Annotated in this window: 19 protein-coding genes; 14 read left to right on the forward strand and 5 right to left on the reverse strand. The window is 53.7% G+C overall.

The features are described 5' to 3' along the window. Positions 1-85 precede the first annotated feature (85 nt). Complete coding sequence (locus tag APU02_RS09320; RefSeq protein WP_060569902.1) at positions 86-1,195, reverse strand: anion transporter; 1,110 nt, start codon at positions 1,193-1,195, stop codon at positions 86-88. Next, positions 1,192-1,665: a manganese-binding transcriptional regulator MntR gene (gene mntR, locus APU02_RS09325; RefSeq protein WP_042285036.1), complete on the reverse strand. Its 474-nt coding sequence runs from the start codon at positions 1,663-1,665 to the stop codon at positions 1,192-1,194. Before mntR ends, APU02_RS09320 begins: the two co-directional genes overlap by 4 nt. A gap of 186 nt (positions 1,666-1,851) precedes the next feature. Between mntR and mntS the strand changes: the two genes are divergently transcribed. Continuing rightward, the gene (gene mntS / locus APU02_RS25055) at positions 1,852-1,980 is read left to right on the forward strand and encodes a manganase accumulation protein MntS (RefSeq protein WP_072014953.1); all 129 of its coding nucleotides are present in this window, start codon (positions 1,852-1,854) and stop codon (positions 1,978-1,980) included. A 277-nt stretch (positions 1,981-2,257) separates the two neighbouring features. Then, positions 2,258-3,838: a phosphoethanolamine transferase gene (locus APU02_RS09335; RefSeq protein WP_060569904.1), complete on the forward strand. Its 1,581-nt coding sequence runs from the start codon at positions 2,258-2,260 to the stop codon at positions 3,836-3,838. 58 nt (positions 3,839-3,896) lie between these two features. Here the strand turns inward: APU02_RS09335 and ompX are convergent, their stop codons facing one another. Continuing rightward, entirely contained in the window at positions 3,897-4,412 is a 516-nt protein-coding gene (ompX, locus tag APU02_RS09340) for an outer membrane protein OmpX (RefSeq protein WP_042285041.1), read from the reverse strand. 412 nt (positions 4,413-4,824) lie between these two features. On the opposite strand from ompX, the gene rhtA reads away from it, so the two are divergent. From rhtA to ybiO, 6 genes are all read left to right on the forward strand, one after another. After that, positions 4,825-5,712, forward strand: coding sequence for a threonine/homoserine exporter RhtA (rhtA, locus tag APU02_RS09345; protein ID WP_060569905.1), 888 nt, complete (start codon positions 4,825-4,827; stop codon positions 5,710-5,712). Between the two features lie 309 nt (positions 5,713-6,021). Continuing rightward, positions 6,022-6,525 carry a DNA starvation/stationary phase protection protein Dps gene (gene dps / locus APU02_RS09350; RefSeq protein ID WP_042285046.1) on the forward strand — a complete coding sequence of 168 codons (504 nt, stop codon included), beginning with the start codon at positions 6,022-6,024 and terminating at the stop codon, positions 6,523-6,525. A 364-nt stretch (positions 6,526-6,889) separates the two neighbouring features. Continuing rightward, positions 6,890-7,636, forward strand: a complete 747-nt coding sequence (glnH, locus tag APU02_RS09355) for a glutamine ABC transporter substrate-binding protein GlnH (protein ID WP_060569906.1) — start codon at positions 6,890-6,892, stop codon at positions 7,634-7,636. A 105-nt stretch (positions 7,637-7,741) separates the two neighbouring features. Beyond that, a complete protein-coding gene (glnP, locus tag APU02_RS09360) occupies positions 7,742-8,401 on the forward strand; it encodes a glutamine ABC transporter permease GlnP (RefSeq protein WP_042285051.1) in 660 nt (219 codons plus the stop codon). Further along, positions 8,398-9,120 carry a glutamine ABC transporter ATP-binding protein GlnQ gene (glnQ, locus tag APU02_RS09365; protein ID WP_042285053.1) on the forward strand — a complete coding sequence of 241 codons (723 nt, stop codon included), beginning with the start codon at positions 8,398-8,400 and terminating at the stop codon, positions 9,118-9,120. The genes glnP and glnQ overlap by 4 nt, the downstream gene beginning before the upstream one ends. Before the next feature lie 117 nt (positions 9,121-9,237). Then, on the forward strand, positions 9,238-11,478 hold the full coding sequence (ybiO, locus tag APU02_RS09370; RefSeq protein WP_060569907.1) for a mechanosensitive channel protein: 2,241 nt from the start codon (positions 9,238-9,240) through the stop codon (positions 11,476-11,478). Here the strand turns inward: ybiO and rlmF are convergent. Beyond that, positions 11,475-12,401, reverse strand: coding sequence for a 23S rRNA (adenine(1618)-N(6))-methyltransferase RlmF (gene rlmF, locus APU02_RS09375; RefSeq protein WP_042285059.1), 927 nt, complete (start codon positions 12,399-12,401; stop codon positions 11,475-11,477). The genes ybiO and rlmF overlap by 4 nt on opposite strands. 284 nt (positions 12,402-12,685) lie before the next feature. On the opposite strand from rlmF, the gene mcbA reads away from it, so the two are divergent. The 3 genes from mcbA to ybiJ all read left to right on the forward strand — a co-directional run bounded on the left by mcbA (position 12,686) and on the right by ybiJ (position 13,871). Beyond that, positions 12,686-12,946, forward strand: a complete 261-nt coding sequence (gene mcbA, locus APU02_RS09380; protein WP_042285061.1) for a DUF1471 family periplasmic protein McbA — start codon at positions 12,686-12,688, stop codon at positions 12,944-12,946. A 112-nt stretch (positions 12,947-13,058) separates the two neighbouring features. Continuing rightward, the gene (locus APU02_RS09385) at positions 13,059-13,325 is read left to right on the forward strand and encodes a DksA/TraR family C4-type zinc finger protein (protein WP_042285063.1); all 267 of its coding nucleotides are present in this window, start codon (positions 13,059-13,061) and stop codon (positions 13,323-13,325) included. A gap of 285 nt (positions 13,326-13,610) precedes the next feature. Continuing rightward, complete coding sequence (gene ybiJ, locus APU02_RS09390) at positions 13,611-13,871, forward strand: DUF1471 family protein YbiJ (protein ID WP_042285065.1); 261 nt, start codon at positions 13,611-13,613, stop codon at positions 13,869-13,871. 116 nt (positions 13,872-13,987) lie between these two features. On the opposite strand, the gene ybiB is transcribed toward ybiJ, so the two are convergent. Further along, a complete protein-coding gene (gene ybiB / locus APU02_RS09395) occupies positions 13,988-14,956 on the reverse strand; it encodes a DNA-binding protein YbiB (protein ID WP_060569908.1) in 969 nt (322 codons plus the stop codon). A gap of 252 nt (positions 14,957-15,208) precedes the next feature. Between ybiB and APU02_RS09400 the strand changes: the two genes are divergently transcribed. The 3 genes from APU02_RS09400 to APU02_RS09410 all read left to right on the forward strand — a co-directional run bounded on the left by APU02_RS09400 (position 15,209) and on the right by APU02_RS09410 (position 19,056). Beyond that, on the forward strand, positions 15,209-15,745 hold the full coding sequence (locus APU02_RS09400; RefSeq protein ID WP_060569909.1) for a fimbrial protein: 537 nt from the start codon (positions 15,209-15,211) through the stop codon (positions 15,743-15,745). Positions 15,746-15,811: 66 nt separating this feature from the next. Beyond that, entirely contained in the window at positions 15,812-16,486 is a 675-nt protein-coding gene (locus APU02_RS09405) for a molecular chaperone (RefSeq protein WP_060569910.1), read from the forward strand. A gap of 29 nt (positions 16,487-16,515) precedes the next feature. Then, complete coding sequence (locus APU02_RS09410; protein WP_082636808.1) at positions 16,516-19,056, forward strand: fimbria/pilus outer membrane usher protein; 2,541 nt, start codon at positions 16,516-16,518, stop codon at positions 19,054-19,056. The last annotated feature ends 11 nt before the right edge of the window (positions 19,057-19,067 follow it).

Genomic DNA, 19,067 nt, shown 5'->3' on the forward strand with positions numbered 1-19,067 from the left:
GTGACCAGCGTTGGGTAGCGGCTTGCGCCCTACCCATCCTGCTGAGTCAGATCGTCGGCCCGATAAGCACCGCGCCATCGGGCCATCACAACACCAACAACAGCCCGTATCCTACCAGTCCCGCCCACACCAGCATCGGCAGCGAATAAAGATGAAAGCGCCACCAGATGCGTCGGTCATTCGCCATCCGTAAGGCAATCAAATTCGCCAGCGAGCCAGGCAACAGGCCAAACCCGCCCACGTTCACCGCCCACGCCAGCAACATCGTCGGCGGCACATAATTCAGCAGCAGGATGGTGCCGGGCACATTACTGATAACCTGCGACAGGCCGATCGCCGTCAGCCACAGTCCCGGTTCAGAGAGCGTGCTGACATGATTTAACGCTCCCTGTAACAGGGGTAACTGCGTCAGTAAATGAACGTCTATGAACATCGCCATAAACACCAACAGCAGCGTCCAGTCCACGCTCAGCACCACGCGACGCGCCAGCAGCAAAAAACCCACCGCCACAATCGCCAGCCCTACAGGCGCCTGTTTCAGCTCTAACGCCGTCAGAAAGACGAGATACAGCGCCAGACAACTCCACACCAGCCGCGGCTGCCATTCTGGCGACCGCGTTCCGCTGTGAAATTCCAGCGGTCTGTTCGGAAAGCAGAACCAGCATAGTACCAACAACGTCAGCATCATCGCCGCGGCAAGCGGGGCCATCTGCAGGATAAACGCGGCGAATGAAAGCCCGCTGCGTCCCCACATCAGGATGTTTTGCGGGTTGCCGACAGGCGTAAGCAGCGAACCGGCGTTGACTGCCAGCGCTTCAAAGATAATCAGTCGGTTTACCGGAATGGCGCACAGCTTTTTAAGGGTGATGGTCAGCGGAACAACGATAAACAAGGCGACATCGTTAGTGAGAAACGTGGAAAGCAGCGCGGCGGCCAGCACCATAAATATCGCCAGACGGCGCTCTGTCGCCAGCCGTCGGGTCATTTTCCGCCCTGCTACATCGAAATAGCCGCTCAGCTCTACGCCTTTTGTAAGCAGCATCAGCCCGCTCAGGGTAACGATCGTATGCCAGTCAATCGCTGCGACCCAGCTTTGCGGCCTGAAGGGCACGTAAAAACTTAATCCCACGCCCACAACGAGCAAGAGATGGAAAAAACGGTCGCGTTTCAGTGCCCGAAAAAAAGGCAGGTTCATTCAGAGGCTGTTCCATGCTGCTGCGTAAACGCGCGAAAAGCGTCCAGCGTCTCCTGACTGACGTGGTGCTCCATCCCCTCCGCGTCACGCCGGGCAATCTCCGGACTCACCCCCAGCACCAGCAGGAAGTTTTCAACGATTTGATGCCGTTCGCGGCTTTCCTGCGCCAGCTTTTCCCCTTCCGGCGTTAAAAAGACGCCGCGCCAGGGGATCATTTCGATCAGACCTACCGACGCCAGGCGTTTCAGCATTTTCGCCACCGTAGGCTGGGAAACCCCAAGACGCGCCGCCATATCGACCTGACGCGCTTCGCCGACCTCAATGATCAGATCGGAGATTAGCTCCACATAGTCGTCAATCAGTTCGCGACGGTGAGCCTCTCTGACCTGGCGAAACCCTTCGACGTGTTCCTCAACGTTCACTAACTGCGTCACTTTTTTCGTTGTTGGCGTACCTGCGCGACGACTCATTCTGCTTCCTCATTCCTGTGACGCATTGACCGCATCGTTCTGGAGAACGCTCATTGTAAACCAGAGTTGCCCCGGCACAAAAAATTAACGTTTTAGCAATAGCTATATAATATAGCCTGTGCTATATCTGTATGTAATGCAGACACCCTTCACGGATCGAGGGGATCGGTCAGTCAGGAGGTCACAATGAATGAGTTCAAGAGGTGCTTAAGCGTGTTCAGCCATTCTCCCTTTAAGGTTCGGTTAATGCTGCTCTCGATGCTGTGCGATATGATTAGCAGCAAACCGGAACAGGACACCCCGTCAAAAAAATAATGCGGCGTCGCGGTACGCCGCTTCATCTTGCTGTCATGTTCGACGGCTATACTCACCTGCCAGCCAGAATATCCCTTCTTTTTGTCGGATTTGCTAACGTCTTCGCAAAACAATTTCATACTGCCAGTTGACCTTCTGTTTCACAGGCTCTATCTTCTTGCAGCCCTGCCTATATTGCGGCTCGCAGATGCGGACCTCTTCCCCTCTTAACGCACGCTCAGCAGGCGATGACCCTTGGCGCCAGGGTGAGCACATGGCGTTTTTAAGATAGTGGCATATGAATGTAACCCTCAAAGAGACGCTTTTGACGCGCACCCGGGCAATGAGCCCGTGGACGGCCTTTTATTTATTACAGTCTCTGCTGATCAACCTGGCGCTGGGCTACCCGTTTAGTCTGCTCTATACCACGGCCTTTACCTGCATTTTGCTTCTGCTGTGGCGTACCGCGCCGCGTGTACAAAAAGGACTGATTGGCCTCTGCTCGCTGGTGGCGGCGATGTATTTCCCTTTTGGCCAGGCTTACGGCGCGCCGAACTTTAATACACTGCTGGCGCTGCATTCCACCAATATGGAAGAGTCAACGGAAATACTGACCATCTTCCCGTGGTACAGCTATCTGGTTGGCGTGTTTATTTTTGCGCTCGGCGTTATTGCCGTTCGTCGCAAAAAAGAGGAAGTGCAGGCGCGCTGGAACACGTTTGACAGCCTCTGCCTGCTCTTCAGCGTAGTTGCATTTTTTGTCGCGCCACTGCAAAACCTGGCCTGGGGCGGGGTATTTAAGCTCAAAGATACCGGTTATCCGGTGTTCCGCTTTGCAAAAGACGTTATCGTAAACAATAACGAGGTGATTGACGAACAGGCGCGCATGGCGAAACTTGCCAGCATGAAAGATACATGGACCGTCACCGCCGTGAAGCCGAAATATCACACCTACGTGGTGGTGATAGGCGAAAGCGCCCGTCGCGATGCGCTTGGCGCGTTTGGTGGACATTGGGATAACACACCGTTTGCCAGCAGCGTTAACGGGTATTTGTTTACCGACTATGTCGCCGCCAGCGGCTCCACGCAAAAATCACTGGGCCTTACGCTTAATCGGGTGGTGGAGGACAAACCGCAGTTCCAGGATAACTTTGTCACGCTGGCGAACCGCGCGGGCTTTCAGACCTGGTGGTTCTCAAATCAGGGGCAAATCGGGGAGTACGACACCGCCATCGCCAGCATCGCCAGGCGGGCAGACGAAGTTCAGTTCCTGAAAAGCGGCGACTTCGAAGCGGATAAAAACACTCAGGACACCGCCCTGCTGAAAATGACCGCTCAGGTACTGGCGACCGAGCGCACCCAGCCGCAGCTTATTGTGCTGCATTTAATGGGCTCACATCCGCAGGCCTGCGACCGGACACTTGGCAAATACGCAACGTTTGTACAGTCGAAAGAGACCTCCTGCTACCTTTATACCATGACGCAGACCGACGACCTGCTTCGTCAACTCTACGATCAACTGCGCAACAGCGGCGACAGTTTCTCGCTGGTGTATTTCTCCGATCACGGACTGGCCTTTAAGGAACGCGGAAAAGAGGTGCAGTATCTGGCGCACGATGACGCGTTCCAGCAAAACTTCCAGGTGCCGTTTATGGTGCTTTCCAGCGATGACAAAGCGCATAAGGTGATTAAAGCGCGGCGCTCGGCTAACGACTTTCTCGCTTTCTTCTCCCAGTGGACGGGGATTCGCGCGAAGGAGATCAAAACCCGCTACCGTTTTATCTCCGAGCAAAAGGCCGGGCCAGTGTACATTACCAACTTCAAGTTACAGAAAGTGGATTATAACCATCTGGGGACGGACATTTTCTCGACGAAGTAACCGGCACAGGCAAAAAAAATCCGCCCCGAAAGGCGGATTTTTTATATCACCGAAGTGATTAGAAGCGGTAACCAACGCCGGCGATCCAGGTGCCAACGTCAACGCTACGAATACGGCTCTGCTCGTAGGAGAAGTCCAGAGCTACGTTTTCGATCGGGTTGAACTGCAGGCCAGCACCGTAGGTGAAGCCGTAGTCGCTGGTGTCATCTTTGTAGCCAGGGTAGTTAGTCTGCTGGAATTTACCGTAGCCAACACCCACAACACCGTAGATGCTTGCCCAGTCGTTCAGACGGTAAGCCGGACCCGCGGTGATGCTGTAGTACTGGGATTTGTTGTAATCGCCCGCACTGTTAGTACGATCTTTTTCAGAGTAAGTGAAGGAACCGATTACGCCCAGCGGGTTGTTGTCCTGCTCATAACGATACTTCAGGTTGAAACCGTTCATTTTGTTCGCTACGCCCTGAGCATCGCTCTGTGCGTAACCGCCGGTAACAGTAGAAGTTGCTGCAGAAGCGGTACCTGCAGTGAAAGCCAGAACAGCGGCCAGTGCTGAAAGACATGCAATTTTTTTCATAACCACCTCAAATGTGCTTCAAATAAGTCCTAAGTTTTAAATATATCAAAAATTGATGAGAAACTCTTTGCGATTCACGATGTCTAACGGGTCAATTCATGTAACAAAACATTTCCACAACCCGCTATCCTATTCAAATAACATCACTTTTCTGGAAATACAGCACATTATTACGCGCATAACAACGGACATTCATCCAGATTATTCCTAATCATAAAGTTTATTAATTCATCAATACCCTTTCATTCTACGACGTTTCACGAAAAATTTTTCAACAAAGACTCAACCGTTAAAGGTTTATTCCATTACACTGCCTGTTTTACTTTTCTATACATCACGCGCCCCATCGTGCGGCTGGTTCTTTGCCAGGCTCAACGATGGCGTGTTTTACCGTCCAGTGTCAGGAGAAAGGATGCCAGGGTCTTCACGTAAAATCCCAGTTTGGTTGCCGATAGTCGTACTGCTGATTGCGATGTGCTCCATTCAGAGCGGCGCATCATTGGCAAAATCGTTGTTCCCTCTGGTTGGCGCGCCGGGCGTTACCGCGCTGCGCCTGGCGCTGGGCACACTTATTCTGGTTGCCTTTTTTAAACCCTGGCGTCTGCGCTTTGCGAAAGAACAGCGGCTGCCGCTGCTTTTCTATGGACTGTCGTTGGGTGGGATGAATTATCTTTTTTACCTGTCGATTCAGACGGTGCCGCTCGGCATCGCGGTTGCGCTGGAATTTACGGGGCCGCTGGCCGTGGCGCTGTTCGCGTCTCGACGTCCGGTGGATTTCATCTGGGTGGTGCTGGCGGTACTCGGGCTGTGGTTTTTGCTGCCGCTGGGTCAGGATGTGTCGCATGTCGACCTGGCAGGCGCAGCGTTGGCGCTGGGCGCGGGCGCCTGCTGGGCTATCTATATTCTTAGCGGCCAGCGCGCCGGGGCGGAACATGGGCCGGCAACGGTCGCAGTCGGCTCGCTGATTGCCGCCATTGTGTTTGTTCCTCTCGGCGCAGCACAGGCTGGCGAGGCGCTCTGGCACTGGTCGATAATCCCACTGGGACTGGCCGTCGCGGTGCTGTCTACTGCGCTCCCCTACTCCCTGGAGATGATCGCCTTAACCCGACTGCCGACACGAACGTTTGGCACGTTGATGAGCATGGAGCCCGCGCTGGCGGCGGTAGCCGGCATCGTGTTCCTCGGCGAAACGCTGACCGTCATCCAGTTGCTGGCGCTGGGGGCTATCATTGCCGCCTCTATGGGTTCAACGTTAACGATTCGACGCGATACTGAAATTAAAAAAGTTGACGTAAAGTAATTTTACATTTCTGCATGGTTTGCATAATCATGCAGAATATCCTTCCGCTTACCCACGCTATTTTCCGCCCTGGCGCTATGTGTTTTACCGATGTTTATTTGCAAGGATTTTCCTGGACTCAGGTTAATATCGCTATGGCGTTACGGAATAATTTTTCATTTGCAACATTATGAATAGCAATGCAATTCCTGATGAACATGGCAATGCGCTATTAAAGCGATAGGGAGAGCCAGAAAAGCAGGATCGATAACCGGTGCTATACTTAGTTTCGTTAATTACCGGGACATAACATCAAGAGGATATGAAATTATGAGTACCGCTAAATTGGTAAAAACAAAAGCGTCCAATCTGCTTTATACCCGCAACGATGTCTCCGACAGCGATAAGAAAGCAACGGTTGAGTTGCTGAATCGTCAGGTTATCCAGTTTATCGACCTGTCTCTGATTACGAAACAGGCTCACTGGAACATGCGCGGTGCTAATTTTATTGCCGTACACGAAATGCTGGATGGCTTCCGTACTGCGTTAACCGATCATCTGGATACTATGGCCGAACGTGCCGTACAACTGGGTGGCGTTGCCTTAGGGACGACTCAGGTTATCAACAGCAAAACCCCGCTGAAAAGCTATCCGCTGGACATCCATACCGTTCAGGATCACCTGAAGGAGCTGGCAGATCGTTATGCTGTCGTGGCAAACGACGTGCGTAAAGCGATTGGCGAAGCGAAGGATGAAGACACCGCTGATATCTTCACCGCCGCGTCACGCGATCTCGACAAATTCCTGTGGTTTATCGAATCTAACATCGAATAATCGCGTCATAAGTAAGACCTCTACAACCCTCGCTTCGGCGGGGGTTTTGCACTTTTATAGTGCATCGCCCGGCCTCCCTGCCGCAATAAAGTAAATTTATTGTAATAATCACCTCACACAATCGTTAACGAAAGATTGTTTTAACAGCAATATTTACGCTAAATAAGCAGACTGCTAGCGCCACTCCGGTCATGCACTCATTTAGTGCCCCGTTTTGGTGCAAAAAGCGACACTTGCCACGCTGCGTGTGCAAACTTGCGTTGCGGCCTCTTGTTAAAACAAGGGGTTGCAAAACTGGCACGAATCTTTCATTACGCTTACTGTTCTTGCAGGGGATCGCCCCGTGGATAAAAAAGGAAATGCTATGAAGTCTTTATTAAACGTTTCACTGGCAGCACTTACCCTGGCTTTTGCCGTCTCTTCTCACGCGGCGGAAAAAAAACTGATTGTGGCGACTGACACCGCGTTCGTTCCGTTTGAATTCAAACAAGGTGACAAATACGTTGGCTTTGATGTGGATCTGTGGGCTGCCGTCGCGAAAGAGCTGAAGCTGGACTATCAACTGAAGCCGATGGATTTCAGCGGCATTATCCCGGCACTGCAAACCCGCAACGTCGACCTGGCGCTGGCGGGCATCACCATTACCGACGAGCGTAAAAAAGCGATCGATTTCTCTGACGGCTACTACAAAAGCGGCCTGTTAGTGATGGTGAAAGCGAATAACAACGATGTGAAAAGCGTGAATGATCTGGACGGTAAAGTGCTGGCGGTGAAGAGCGGCACCGGCTCCGTTGACTACGCGAAAGCGAACATCAAAACCAAAGATCTGCGCCAGTTCCCGAATATCGATAACGCCTATATGGAGCTGGGCACCAATCGCGCGGACGCGGTTCTGCACGACACGCCAAACATCCTCTATTTCATCAAAACCGCCGGCAACGGCCAGTTCAAGGCGGTCGGTGAGTCTCTGGAAGCGCAGCAGTACGGTATCGCGTTCCCGAAAGGCAGTGACGATCTGCGTGAAAAAGTGAACGGCGCGCTTAAAACCCTGCGTGAGAACGGCACTTACAACGAAATTTACAAAAAATGGTTCGGTACTGAACCGAAATAAAACAGCCTGAGAGCCAGGCTCTGTAACGCCCGGCAGCGTTTGCCGGGCCTACACTTTTAGCCATCGTACGATCGGCTATTTTCACCACGGTAACAGGAATAACATATGCAGTTTGACTGGAGCGCCATCTGGCCCGCCATTCCGATCCTGCTTCAGGGCGCCAAAATGACCCTGTGGATCTCGATCCTCGGCCTCGCCGGGGGGATCGTCATTGGCCTGCTGGCGGGGTTAGCCCGTACTTACGGCGGCTGGATCGCCAATCACGTCGCCCTTGTGTTTATCGAAATCATTCGCGGCACGCCTATCGTCGTGCAGGTGATGTACATCTACTTCGCCCTGCCGATGGCCTTCCCGGACCTGCGCATCGACACCTTTAGCGCGGCGGTAATCACCATCATGATTAACTCCGGCGCGTACATCGCGGAAATTACCCGCGGTTCGGTCTTGTCGATCCACAAAGGGTTCAGCGAAGCTGGGCTGGCGCTCGGGCTTTCACGTCGCGAAACCATTCGTCACGTGATTATGCCGCTGGCGCTGCGCCGCATGCTGCCATCGCTTGGCAACCAGTTAATTATCAGCATTAAAGACACCTCGCTGTTCATCGTGATTGGGGCGGCTGAGCTGACCCGCAGCGGCCAGGAGATCATCGCCGGCAACTTCCGCGCGCTGGAAATCTGGACCGCTGTCGGCGTGATTTACCTCATCATCACGCAGGTTCTGAACATCGTGCTTCGTAGTCTGGAAAGAAGGATGAAAATCCTGTGATTGAATTTAAAAACGTCTCCAAGCACTTTGGCCCAACCCAGGTGCTGCATAATATCGATCTGAACATCAAACAGGGCGAAGTGGTGGTGATTATCGGGCCGTCAGGCTCCGGAAAATCCACGCTGTTACGCTGCATTAATAAACTGGAGGAGATCACCTCCGGCGATCTGATCGTTGACGGCCTGAAGGTCAACGATCCGAAGGTAGACGAGCGTCTGATTCGCCAGGAAGCGGGAATGGTATTCCAGCAGTTTTACCTGTTTCCTCATCTGACCGCCCTGGAAAACGTCATGTTCGGCCCGCTGCGCGTGCGCGGCACCCGTAAAGAAGAGGCGGAAAAACAGGCGAAAGCGCTGTTGGCGAAGGTCGGCCTTGCCGAACGCGCGCACCACTATCCGTCTGAGCTTTCAGGCGGGCAGCAGCAGCGTGTGGCGATTGCCCGCGCCCTGGCGGTTAAGCCGAAAATGATGCTGTTTGATGAGCCGACCTCTGCGCTTGACCCCGAGTTGCGCCACGAGGTTCTGAAAGTCATGCAGGATCTGGCGGAAGAAGGCATGACCATGGTCATCGTAACCCATGAAATCGGCTTTGCCGAAAAAGTGGCCTCGCGTCTTATCTTCATTGACAAAGGCCGGATTGCCGAAGACGGCAATCCGCAGGCGCTGATTGAAAACCCGCCAAGTCAGCGTCTACAGGAATTTTTGCAGCACGTTTCCTGACGATTCGCCTCCCTTTCGCGCCGAAGGGGAGGTTTTCTACGACTCCTCCCAAATCCAAACCTCATCCCTCCAGCAACTATACTTATTGTTTTGCACAATTTTCTCATTGGAGGAGTCATGCGGTGGATCCTGTTTGTCCTCATTTGTCTGGCGGGGGCGCCCGCCCATGCGGTGACGATTCCCGGCGTGACCGCCAGCCCGGCGGCAGATGCTAAAACTACGCCCGCGCCCGAGCCGGACATTGAACAAAAAAAAGCGGCTTATGCCGCTCTGGCCGATGTGCTGGAAAATGAGGCGTCGCGCAAGGAACTCATTGGCCAGTTGCGCAGCGCCGCCACAACATCCGCGCCTGAGTCCCCCCCCAAAATCGTTCCTCCTGCCGTTGTGGAAGAAAAAACGGTGCTGGAGAATATCACCGACATCAGTCATCGCTACGGTGCGGCCTTCGCCGGGCGCTTCGCCCAGCTTTATCGTAATATCACCGACGCACCGCATAAACCCTTTAACAGCCAGACGTTCACCAACGCCCTCACCCACTTCCTGATGCTGGCGGTCGCCGTGTTCAGCTTTTACTGGCTGATTCGTCGGTGCGCGCTTCCGCTGTATCGCAAAATGGGTAACTGGGCGCGGAAGAAAAATCGTGAGCGCCGCAACTGGCTTCAGCTTCCGGCGATGATCGTCGGGGCTTTTATTATCGATCTGCTACTGCTGGCGCTGACGCTATTTGTCGGGCAGTTACTGAGCGACAGGCTAAACGCCGGAAGCCGCACCATTGCGTTTCAGCAGAGTCTGTTTCTCAATGCCTTTGCCCTGATTGAGTTTTTTAAAGCGATACTGCGTCTGATCTTCTGCCCGAAAGTGGCGGAGCTGCGTCCGTTTTCAATTCAGGACAGCAATGCCCGGTACTGGAACCGCCGGTTAAGCTCGTTGAGCAGTTTGATTGGCTATGGGCTGATCGTCGCCGTTCCCATTATTTCTAATCAGGTCAACGTGCAGGTCGGCGCGATGGCGAACGTGGCGATCATGCTGTGCATAACGCTGTGGGCGCTGTATCTGATCTTTCATAATAAAAAGGATATCACCGGGCATCTGCTGAACCTGGCCGATCGTTCGCTGGCCTTTTTTAGCCTGTTTATTCGCGCTTTTGCGCTGGTGTGGCACTGGCTGGCAAGCGCCTATTTCATCGTCCTGTTTTTCTTTTCGCTGTTCGATCCGGGGAACAGCCTGAAATTTATGATGGGCGCAACGGTGCGCAGTCTGGCCATCATCGCCATTGCCGCTTTCGTGTCGGGGATGTTCTCTCGCTGGATCGCCAAAACCATTACCCTCTCTCCACACACGCAGCGAAATTATCCTGAACTGCAAAAGCGCCTGAACGGCTGGCTGTCCACCGCGCTTAAAGTGGCGCGTTTCCTGACGGTGTGCGTCGCCATCATGCTGTTGCTGAATGCCTGGGGACTGTTCGACTTCTGGAACTGGCTGCACAACGGCGCGGGTGAAAAGACGGTGGATATCCTGATCCGTATCGCGCTGATCCTGTTCTTCTCGGCGGTGGGCTGGACCGTTCTCGCCAGCCTAATCGAAAACCGTCTGGCCTCCGATATTCATGGTCGTCCGTTACCCAGTGCGCGCACCCGCACGCTGCTGACGCTGTTTCGCAATGCGCTGGCGGTGATCATCAGCACCATCACCATTATGATTGTGCTTTCGGAGATCGGGGTGAATATCGCTCCGCTGCTGGCAGGCGCCGGCGCGCTGGGACTGGCGATTTCGTTCGGGTCGCAAACGCTGGTCAAAGATATTATTACCGGCGTGTTTATCCAGTTCGAAAATGGCATGAATACCGGCGATCTGGTCACCATCGGGCCGCTGACCGGAACGGTTGAGCGGATGTCAATTCGTTCGGTTGGCGTGCGGCAGGACACCGGGGCATATCATATTATTCCCTGGTCCTCGATCACGACCTTCGCCAACTTTGTGCGCGGCATTGGTTCGGTGGTGGCGAACTACGACGTGGACCGTCAGGAAGATGCCGACAAAGCCAATCAGGCGTTGAAAGACGCGGTTAACGCGGTGATGGAAAATGAGGAGGTGCGGGGCCTGATCATCGGTGAGCCGACCTTTGCCGGTATCGTAGGGCTGACCAACACCGCCTTTACCCTGCGCGTGTCGTTCACGACCCTGCCGCTAAAACAGTGGACGGTCCGCTTCGCGCTGGACAGCCAGGTGAAAAAACATTTCGACCTGGCCGGGGTGCGCCCACCGGTGCAGACGTATCAGGTCCTGCCTGCGCCGACGATGTCGCCGGCGGCAGAAACCGCTTCCACGCCGCTACCGCCAAACGCCCCGACGCTTTAGCGTTGACGCGCGTTAAAACGGCGGCGCTGGTCATCGTCCATAAAGGTCCAGGCGATAAAGCGACTCTGCTTATTGCCCTGGGCCATCTCTTTTTTCACCACCCTGACGGCGCCGACATCCGTCAGCGCCCGATACAGCGGCGGCAGATTTTCCCCCCGTGACACCAGTGTGGTAAACCACATCACCTGGCGTCCAAAAGCCCGGCTTTCGGCAATCATGGTTTTAATAAACGCCACTTCGCCTCCCTCACACCACAGCTCCTGCTGCTGGCCGCCAAAGTTCAGCGCGTCGTCTTTATCCTGCCCCAGGTTACGCCGTTTACGCTCGCTACCCGCACGCGCGGCGGCGGCAGAGTCATGAAACGGTGGATTGCACAGCGTCGCATCGTATTGCTCGTTTTTATGGATAACGCCGTTAAAGACAGCCGAAGCGGTTTTCTGCCGACGCAAACGTATTGCGCGCGTCAGTCCGGGGTTGCCGTTGATAATCGCCTGTGCGCTGGCAAAGGCGCGATCGTTGGTCTCGCTACCGGTAAAGCGCCAGCCGTATTCATGAACGCCAATCAGCGGATAAATACAGTTTGCCCCCACGCCGATATCAAGCAGCGTGGCCGATGAGGGAACGCTGCCCGTGGTTTCAGCCAGCAGATCGGCCAGGTGATGGATGTAATCCGCCCGTCCCGGTACCGGTGGGCATAAAAAACCGTCAGGGATATCCCAGTTCGCCACCCCGTAGTAATGGGCCAACAGCGCTTTATTCAACGCTTTGACCGCCTGCGGATTGGCGAAATCGACGCTTTGTTCGCCTGCGGGTGTTCGGGTCAGAAACTGCGTCAGCTCAGGCGTGACTTTACAGAGCGCGGTCAGATCGTAGCGACTGTGGTGACGGTTACGCGGGTGTAATCCCGGTTTCTGGGGGGCCATAGCTTTCTCCTTTTAACAGCGGCGTAAGATACCCGCATAACGCAATGTGGTAAACCTGTGCAAAGCGAAAACCCGTTCAAATGACCTGATCAGCGTCGTCCTGTGACGGGCTGCGCTCAAATCCTCAGAAAATCAGCATGATGTATGTTATTGATTTGTAAAAATACGTCAATTATTATCGTTCAAAAATTGAGCATATCTTCATCAATTTTTTCCGCTGTTGCCGCGACTGTGGCGACCTACACTTAGGAGGCACAACACGTTGTTTCACCAAGGAGCGCATCATGAAAAAATGCCTCGCCTTCCTCCTCGCCACCGCGTTTGCCGGTATAGCGTCCGCGGCGTCAGCCGCACAGCCTCTGAGCAGTCCGGATGCCGGACAGTTGCGCGCATCGGGCACCGTTTCCGCCACCGGCGCAACCAACCTGAGCGAACTGGAAGACAAACTGGCGGAAAAAGCGAAGGAGCAAGGCGCAACCGGCTTCGTCGTTAATTCCGCAGGCGGTAAAAATCAGATGTATGGCACGGCCACGATCTATAAATAACCTTCCTTTTATCTCCTCCGGCCCGATGGCGCATGCGTCTTTCGGGCTGATACCCTGCGAATCCGCAGACCCGTTATACTTAATTATCCATCTATCATAAGGAGAACACGCTATGGCCTCCGGTTGGGCTAATGATGACGCCGTAAACGAACAGATCAACAGTACGATTGAAGATGCCGTTGCCCGCGTACGCGGTGAAATTCCGCGTGGTGATAGTCTGTATGAATGTGCAGAATGCGGTGATCCCATCCCTGAAGCACGACGCCAGGCGATACCCGGCGTGCGGCTATGCCTCGCCTGTCAACGGGAGAAAGATTTACATAATGCAACATATGCAGGATATAATCGCAGAGGCTCCAAAGACAGCCAGTTACGCTGACTTTTCTTTACCTGGATCTGTAGAATTTGCCGTTTCGCTTACACTCATGTTAAAACGCAGTCTGCGTGGCAAAACGTGCCGTTAAACACGCTACTGTAAAGCCGACTGCGAAGAAGCGTAAATTCATGCCATGAATTAATTAATAATCAATAAGTTATTTTTCATTCAATTTATTTGATGAAGGCGGTCAATTCTATTCGATTTTCTCTCTCGCCAAAAACCGTGATACTCATCACATCGACGGAACATCGTCTTCCTTAAAGAATAACCTGCGAGAGATTAATAATGAAAAACATCAAATACGCTATTGCTGCTGTTGCCCTGTCCACACTCTCTTTTGGCGCCTTCGCGGCCGAACCCGTTACTGCTGCACAGGCGCAAAGCATGAATAAAATCGGTGTAGTGTCTGCGGATGGCGCAACCACGCTGGACGGCCTGGAAGCGAAACTGGCTGAAAAAGCGACCGCTGCGGGCGCCAGCGGATACAGCATTACCTCCGCCACCAACAACAACAAAATGAGCGGCACCGCTGTTATCTATAAATAATTTCACCCCGTCTGTTTGCCGACAGACACACTGCTCCAACCCTCATTGAACCATTGTTACCCTTGTTTGCCCGTCCGCCACTGAACGGGCTTTTTTTTATCCGTTTTCGCCGTCGCTTAAAACGACTGATTCACCCGAGCCAGGCCTTCTTCCAGCGTTTCAACTTCAGCGGTCGCCACCAGACAGCACGCCATCTGGCGCTTTATTGACGCCGGAACCGGTTCACTTCCGGCAAGACAACGTTCGATCCAGCGCGCGGTAGTTTGCGGATCTTTTGCCGCAGGCAGCGGCACCGGCGCGTCCGGGATATCGCTTTGGCGCTCCTGCAACACCCGAATGCCGCTGCCGTCTATCAGGCTGATTTGCGGACAGCGCTGCGGATTCGCATACACTTCCCCTTCCGTACCGTGCATCAACAGGCCGCGACCGCCGATGTCGCTGAAGAACTTCGCCACACGGGGGACATATTCGGGATGGGAGACGCTGGAAAGACGCAACGCGGCGTCTTCAGCGAACGGCGTTGCCAGCTTGGCAAGAGTATGCGCGCTGTTGCGAACGCCTAAGCGCCAGCGCATCGCCAGCTGCGTTTCCAGCGGCGGGCACAGCGCCCCTACCGGAATAAATACGGGCTGGTGACCATCCAGTTTTGCCTGCGCCTGCCCGGCATGACGCGTCGGCGGAATGCCCATCAGTTCGAAAATCGTTTCCGTCAGGACACGCGTGGGATCTTCACTGACGCCGTGAACCACCACCGGGAAGCCCAGTTTATGCAACAGTATCGCCAGCAGCGGCGTCAGATTGGCCTGTTTACGCGCGCCGTTATAACTGGGAATAACAATCGGCATCGGTTTCGCAACGGGCGGGGTGAGCGTAATCGTATGATGCTGCATGGCCTCATAGAATCCGCGCATTTCCGCCTCACCTTCCCCTTTGATGCGCAGCGCGATCAGAATACCGCCCATTTCCAGCTCAGGCACTTCGCCGTTTAGCATCCGACTATACAGGCCGCGCGCCGTGTCCTGATCCAGATCGCGGGCGTGATTTTTCCCCCGGCCTATCTCTTTAATGATGCTGCGATAATCCATGATGTCTCCCCTGTGACATTTTTTTAACAATATAGCCCTTAACCAGAGACGGCTGATAGCTTTTTATCGCGCTGCCCAATCATCTGTTTTTGAAAAAGTTCTACAAATGCAAGCACAAGTTCAAATATTTGTGATTATCTCAGCACAATCTTCCTGCCCCTCATTCTGCTTAAATATCCAACGCATCAATAGTGAGGACTATCGGTAACAACGTCCAGGCAACGTTTTACCCAGAGATTACCAGGAATGATTATGAACAAGGTGGCTTTAGGCTTAGTGTTCGCGGCAACGGTTGGATGCTCTGCATCGGCATTTGCCGCAACCAATGGCGAAGGACAAATTAACTTTACCGGCGAAATCGTGGATTCCGCCTGTCAGGTTGTGAACGGGTTGAGCAACCCGTTAAATGTGCAGTTAGGTAAGGTGTCAAAAACGGTATTTACCGGTGCTGGCTCCACCAGCACGGCAACAAAGTTTGATATTCAACTGACGGGTTGTCCGGAGACTGTCACGTCTGCCGCCATTAATTTCGGCGGAACGCCGGATGCAAACGACAATCGCTCGCTGGCAATCACCCCGGGCGCCGATGCGGCAACGGGCGTGGCCATCCAGTTGCTCGATTCGGCTGAGCAACCGGTGAGTTTATACACGCCTTCCCGCGAATATCCGTTAATGTCAGGAAGCTCGGTCAACGATCTGGAGTTTGCCGCACGCTATATCCAGACTCAGGCGGCTATAACCGCAGGTCCGGCTAATTCCGTTTCAACTTTCACTGTTATCTATAACTGATATTCCCCATCCAGAGGAGTCGCGTTACGTCTGCGCGGCTTCCTCTCTTTACGTTGAGAAACAGGTATGCGCCACGGTTATTTACTGAGCACACTTTTTCTGGTAGCCGCAACGGCACATGCGGGTGTTATTATTAACGGCACTCGCCTGGTTTATCAGGGAGAAAAAAAGGAATCTTCTCTTGGTATTTCAAATCCAGATAGCATGGATTATCTGGTACAGTCCTGGGTAGATTCTGGCAGTAATAATCGGACTAAAGCCCCCTTTTTAATTACCCCGCCTTTATTCCGCCTCGATGCCAATGAGGATAATGTTCTGCGTGTCGTTCGCACCGGTGGAGATCTACCGAAAGACCGCGAGTCCCTGTACTGGTTGAATATTAAAGCGATCCCATCGTCAAAGCGAATTGAAGGGGTTAACACCCTACAAATCGCCATTAATACACGCATTAAGCTGCTTTACCGCCCGTCAGGCATTAAAGGTAAGCCTGAAGACGTCGCCAATAAACTGGAATGGCGTCGCGAAGGTAACGATGCGGTGGTAAAAAACCCGACCCCATTCTATATGAATTTTCAGAAGGTGACGCTGAACGGCCACAGAGTGAATAAAGCGACGTGGGCGGTCCCTGAGGCCGAAACGCATTTTGCCCTCCCGGCGGAGGCTGACGGAACAGCGTTAACCTATTCCATCATCACTGATTACGGCAGCATTAGCCAGACGTTCACTAAGACCCTGCATTAATAACGTTGTCCTCTGGCGCCATATTTATTATGTATAGTCATCAAAAGCCGTTTTCCTGCCGCTTATTTGCCGCGCTGGTCCTGCTATGTGGACTGGCGGCGGCAGTTTTTGCGCAGCAAACCAGAGCGGATGATTATTTTAATCCGGCGTTACTGGATATTGATAATCCGCAGCAGGGAAAGACGGATTTGTCGATTTATGAAAAAGGTCCCGGCCAGGCGCCTGGCAACTATCAGGTGACAATTTTTATTAATAACAGCAAAGTCGATACCCGTAACGTCACCTTCAATTTACAGACTCACGCGAAAGGAACGCGTCCCCTCCAGCCTTGCTTTTCGCTGGATGATCTCAAGACGCTGGGGATTAAGACAGACGCCTATCCTCAGCTTATGACAGAGAGCAAATGCGCGGACTTAAGCGTTATCCCTGCCGCATCGGCCACCTTTCGCGTACGCAATCAGCAGTTGTTACTCAGCATCCCCCAGTCAGCGTTGGGACAGGTGCCGCGCGGCTATATCGATCCGAAAGACTTTGACGAAGGGATCACGGCCGGTCTGATTAACTACAGCGCTAACGCCAGCCACAGCCATGCGCGACAACAAAACAGCCAGGACAATAGCAGCCAATACATCAACCTCCGCCCAGGGCTGAATATCGGCGCGTGGCGGGTGCGTAATTATTCCACCTGGAACCGTAATGCCACGGGCGACGATCGTCAGGAGAAATTCTCCTCCGTCTATACCTACGCGCAGCGTGATATTGTCGCCCTGAAAAGCACTTTGACAGTCGGACAAAGTTCCTCGCCAGCAGACGTCTTTGACAGCGTGCCGTATACCGGCGCGCAGCTAAACGCTGAAAACGAGATGCTGCCCGACAGCGAAAAAGGCTATGCGCCGATTATTCGCGGCACCGCCCACAGCAATGCGCGGGTCGTCGTTCGACAGAATGGCTACGTCATTTACCAAAACACCGTTGCGCCTGGCGCGTTTGAGATTAACGATCTCTACCCTACCGGCAGCAGCGGCGACCTTCAGGTCACGGTCCAGGAGACGGACGGCAGTGAAAACCACTTCGTCGTGCCTTATGCCTCCGTACCGGTTCTGCAGCGTGAAAAGCACCTGCGTTACAGCGTTACCGCGGGTCGCTATCGTTCCTATGACAGTCACGTTGAGAAAACGCCGTTCGCCCAGGGCAGCGCTATTTACGGTTTACCCTACGGCGTTACCGCCTATGGCGGGGTCCAGCACAGCAGCCACTATCAGTCGCAGGCCATCGGCGCCGGGAAAAACCTCGGTGATTTAGGGGCGTTTTCCGTCGATGTTACCCGTGCGAAAGCACTGCTCAAAAAACAGCAAGCCCATAAAGGCCGATCCTGGCGCGTGCGTTACAGCAAAAATTTCGTCGGTTCCGGCACCAACTTCTCACTGGCGGGCTATCGCTACAACAGCAAAGGGTTCTATACCCTCGAAGACACCCTGGAATCCTATACCCAGGCTGACGACGTCTCCGCTCCCCGGCAGCGTCGCGCCCGCACCGAAGCCACCCTTGACCAGACGCTGGGTGAGCGCTGGGGTTCGCTTACGCTCAGTCTGGTGAAAGAAACGTACTGGAGTCAACGCCAGGACATGACGTCAATGAGCGTCAGCTACAACAACAGCTGGCACGGCGTAAGCTATAGCCTGAGCTACAGCATGAACAAGAACACCCGCGACAGCGACGATAAAAGCGCCGACCAGAACGATAACCAGTTCGCACTAAGCGTTTCCATACCTCTCGATCGCTGGATGCACAACACATGGGCGACGTACAACCTGAACAACACCCGGACAGGCGCCACGCAAAATATCGGCCTTAACGGCACCGCACTGCAGGAGGACAATCTTAACTGGAGCCTGCAGGAAGGGTTGAGCAATACCGGTAGCGGCAGTTCAACCAGTATGAATATGGATTACAAAGCGACTTATGGCGAAGTAAGCGGCGGCGTCAGTCAGGATAAATACCAGCGTACGGTGAATGTGGGACTGCAAGGAGGCATCGTTGCTCATGCCAATGGGATCACATTGAGTCAACCGCTTGGCGAAACCATTGCTCTGGTGAAAGCGCCAGGTGCATATGGCACGCATATTACCAACCAGACAGGGGTAGAAACGGATTTTCGCGGCTACACCGTCGTTCCGTTTGTCACGGCCTACCGTCATAACACCATTTCACTGGATACCGAAACATTGCCGGATGATGCCGACGTGACCCATGCGGCGCAAATTGTCACACCGACCCGCGGCGCCGTGGTTCGCGCCAGTTTTAACACCCGCACAGGCAACAGAGTGTTAATGACGCTTACGCAAAACGGCAAACCGCTCCCCTTTGGCGCAACGGTTACGACAGGGGATAAGGACAGCGAATTTATTGTCGGCGCTGACGGACAAACCTATCTTTCCGGTCTGCCTCAACATGGACGTCTCGCCGTTTCCTGGGGGGACGATACCAGCGAGCACTGCGTCGCTGACTACGCGCTTACGGATGAGAAAAACGAAACCCGCATCATTAACGCTGCCGCGCAGTGTCACTGACCATTAAGGCA

The sequence above is a fragment of the Citrobacter sp. 50677481 genome, from assembly GCF_001463265.1.
In the GTDB taxonomy this organism is placed as follows: domain Bacteria; phylum Pseudomonadota; class Gammaproteobacteria; order Enterobacterales; family Enterobacteriaceae; genus Citrobacter_A; species Citrobacter_A sedlakii.